The sequence below is a fragment of the Acidovorax sp. Root219 genome, assembly GCF_001428665.1.
In the GTDB taxonomy this organism is placed as follows: domain Bacteria; phylum Pseudomonadota; class Gammaproteobacteria; order Burkholderiales; family Burkholderiaceae_C; genus Acidovorax.
This window is the reverse complement of sequence record NZ_LMIJ01000020.1, coordinates 292-3,702: the sequence shown is the minus strand read 5'-3', so window position 1 is coordinate 3,702 and position 3,411 is coordinate 292. Positions and strand designations below refer to the sequence as shown.

3 protein-coding genes and 1 pseudogene are annotated in these 3,411 nt (G+C 66.3%); 3 read left to right on the top strand and 1 reads right to left on the bottom strand.

Going from position 1 to position 3,411, the window contains the following annotated elements; genetic code table 11:
• The 3 genes and pseudogenes from ASE28_RS32205 to ASE28_RS20025 all read left to right on the top strand — a co-directional run.
• Nucleotides 1-154, top strand: a pseudogene (locus tag ASE28_RS32205) (5-dehydro-4-deoxyglucarate dehydratase); the annotation flags it as partial.
• Between the two features lie 133 nt (nucleotides 155-287).
• Nucleotides 288-749, top strand: a complete 462-nt coding sequence (locus ASE28_RS20030) for a nuclear transport factor 2 family protein (protein ID WP_057203724.1) — start codon at nucleotides 288-290, stop codon at nucleotides 747-749.
• 92 nt (nucleotides 750-841) lie between these two features.
• On the top strand, nucleotides 842-1,801 hold the full coding sequence (locus tag ASE28_RS20025) for a 2-hydroxyacid dehydrogenase (RefSeq protein ID WP_057268204.1): 960 nt from the start codon (nucleotides 842-844) through the stop codon (nucleotides 1,799-1,801).
• A 73-nt stretch (nucleotides 1,802-1,874) separates the two neighbouring features.
• Here the strand turns inward: ASE28_RS20025 and ASE28_RS20020 are convergent, their stop codons facing one another.
• Nucleotides 1,875-3,146: a M20/M25/M40 family metallo-hydrolase gene (locus ASE28_RS20020; protein ID WP_057268203.1), complete on the bottom strand. Its 1,272-nt coding sequence runs from the start codon at nucleotides 3,144-3,146 to the stop codon at nucleotides 1,875-1,877.
• Nucleotides 3,147-3,411 lie beyond the last annotated feature (265 nt).

The window sequence follows — 3,411 nt, the reverse complement described above, 5'->3', positions numbered from 1 at the left end:
CAACAAGGTGGAAGGCTATGGCGTGAGCATCATCAAGGCCGGCGCCAAGCTGGTGGGCCACGATGCAGGGCCTGTGCGTGCGCCGCTGACGGACTTGAAGCCTGCCGAGATGGAGCAGCTGAAAGCGCTGATCGACAAGCTCGGCCCGCAGTAAGCGCCTGAAAGGGCCTGGATCACCAGGCCCTTTTTCATTTCACGATCTCCATTCGCCTGGCCGTGCACGGGCGCGTGGATTTTCCCTGCGGCACGTACCTACATCCTCAAACACAACAATGGAGACAGACAAGATGTTCAAGAAAATCGTCCTCACAGCCGCTGCTGCCGTGGCAATCGCAGCCCTTACCGGCTGCGCGAGCAACTCGCCTGCAGCATCGTCCGCCGCGTCCGAGCAATCGGTGGCCGCTGCGGCCGAGCGCCTGCGCGTGGCCATGGTCGACCCCACGCAGGCCACACTGGCCCAGTTGGTGGCGGATGACCTGAGCTACGGCCACTCGGGCGGCCGCGTGGACACCAAGGACAGCTTCATCGGCGACCTGCTCGCCGGCAAGTCCGACTTCGTCACCATCGCCATCAGCGACCAGACCATCAAGGTGGTGGGCAACACCGCCATCGTGCGCCACACGCTCACGGCCGACACCAACGACTCGGGCAAGCCCGGCAAGGTGCAGATCAAGATCCTGGGCGTGTGGCAACAACAAGGCAGCCAATGGAAGCTGCTCGCCCGCCAGGCGGTACGCGTGGCGACGTAAGATTGCAGCCATGGGCTTCAGCGCGCCAGCGCTGCGGCCCGTTTTCAAAACGGCTGGCCTGGCTCCCGGCGCCGGCCCATTTCCTCCTCTTCATGACCCAGCCCTCCAAGCCCCGCCTCCTGCAAATCGCCCGCTTGCCCCTTGCCGCCCTGGAGACCGATCTGGCCGCCCGCTACGACGTGGTCTGCCTGTCCGACCAGGCCGACCCGGTGGCCTTTCTGGCAGAGCACGGCGCCAGCTTCACCGGGGTGGTCACGTCCGCATCCATTGGCCTCAAGGGCGAAGTGATTGCGGCCCTGCCCCGCCTGCAGGTGATCAGCAGCTTCGGCGTGGGCTTCGATGCGCTGGACATCGCTGCGGCGCGGGCGCGCGGCATTCCGGTCGGCTATACACCCGACGTGCTCAACGACTGCGTGGCCGACATGGCGTTCGCGCTGATGCTCGACGTGTCGCGCGGCGTGGCCGCGAGCGACCGCTTCGTGCGCCGCGGCGAGTGGCCCAAAACCCGCTATGCGCCGCTCACGCGCGTCTCGGGCAAGCGCCTGGGCATCGTCGGCATGGGCCGCATCGGCCTGGCTGTGGCCGAGCGCGCCACCGGCTTTCGCATGGAGGTCGGCTACTACAACCGCCGACCCGTCGAAGGCTCTGCGCTGCCCCGCCTCGAATCCCTGCTGGCGCTGGCGCAATGGGCCGACTACCTGGTGCTCACCGTGGCCGGCGGCGCCTCCACGCGCCACATGGTCAACCGCGAAGTGCTGGACGCCCTGGGCCCCAGGGGCTACCTGGTCAACGTGGCGCGCGGCAGCGTGGTGGACGAGGCCGCGCTGGTCGAGGCCCTGCAGCACAAGCGCATCGCTGGCGCCGGCCTTGACGTGTTCGAGAACGAACCCCAGGTGCCTGCGGCGCTGATGGCGCTGGACAACGTGGTCCTCACGCCCCACACCGCCAGCGCCACCCACGAAACCCGCCGCGCCATGGCCGACCTGGTGCTGGAGAACCTGGAATCCTTCTACGCCACGGGCGCGGTGCGCGTGCCCGTTCCGCTCGCCTGACGTGAAAAGGCCCCCGCCGGCGTGCACCGGCGAGGGCCAAAAAATACGCGCAGCCGGGGCGCGCGTGGGTGCGTTACTTCAACACGCCTTTGGAAATATCCATGATCATGCGCGTGGCCAGGTACAGGCGCGGCACGATGGTGTTGACCTGCACGTACTCGGCATCGTTGGAGTGGGCACCATAGCCCGACAGGCCCATGCCCTCGACCACGGCGCCCTTGTTCTTCAAGGCCGCGAACGCCGCATCGGTACCGCCGCCCGTGGCCTTTTCGACCACGCTGAGCGGCAGGCCCAATTCCTGGTAGATGACCTTGCCGTAGCCGGCCACGCGGCGCGATGCCTCGCTGGCCTCTAGCGGTGGGCGGCGCACCTCGAACTTAACGTCCACTTTGGAGGCCGGGATGAGCTTGGTCTTGATCTTCTCTTGCAGCGATTTTTCCAGCCCATCAAAGTCCGCCACCTTGAGGGCACGCGCATCGGCTTGGGCCGTGGCCTCGGCGGGGATCACGTTGCGGTTGGTGCCGGCCTTGGAAACGGTCCAGTTGAGCTTGAGGCCCTCGTCGCTCTTGGACAGGTCCGTCATCTGCAGCAACTGGTGCGACAGCTCGTACAGCGCGTTCACGCCGTCCTCGGGCTTGGCGCCGGCGTGCGATGCCTTGCCCTGCACCGTGATGTAGGCCGCACCAATGCCGCTGGTGGCAAGGCGCAGGGTGCCGTCGGTGCCGCCGCCTTCGAACGAGAACACCACGTCCTGGTCGGCGGCCACGCGGGTGATGGTGCTGCGCCAGCCGGGCGAGCTGATTTCCTCGTCACCGTTGATCAGCACCGTGAGCGTGCCGTAGTCCTTGAAGTTGAGCTTTTGCAGCATGGCCACAGTGTGGATGATCAGGGCCACGCCCTGCTTGTCGTCAGAGATGCCCAGGCCATAGGCCTTGTCGCCCTCGATGCGGAAGGGCTGGCCCTTGAGCATGCCCTTGAGGTACACCGTGTCCATGTGCGCGATCAGCATGATCTTCTTGCTGCCCGTGCCCTTGAACACGGCCTGCACGGCAGGGCCTACCTTCTCGGGCGTGTCGTCCAGGCGGTAGACGTCGCTGGTCTGCAGCACGTCCACCGTGCCGCCCAGTTGCTTGAGCGGGGCGGCGATGCGGTTGGCGATCTGGTTCAGGCCCTCGATGTCCTTGCTGCCCGATTCGATGTGCACCAGGTCACGCAGGGTGTCGAGCAGGGGTTGCTGCTCCTTCTGTGCCAGGGCGTGGACTTCGGCCACGGGGGCGGCGTGGGCCAGGGCGGCGGCGAAGGCCAGGGAGAGGGAGGCGACCAGGGGACGAAGGGAATGGGACATGGTTTGGCTGCTTGCAACAAGTGAATGGCGAGGTCTGATTATGTTGCCGATAGCGGTCGCGTTTGCTTGCTGCATGCCTCGATAAAAGGCGGGAGCCGGGTCTCGGCCCGGCGGCCGAGGTACCTTTCTTTGAGTCGCCAAAGAAACGTACCCCAAAGAAAGGCGACCCCGCTGCCCGTGTCCCCCTCGCCCGGTGGGCGAGGGGGCAGCCTGCGACGCTCGAAGCTGGGGTGTGCCGCAGAACTCGCTGCGTTCTTCGAACTCC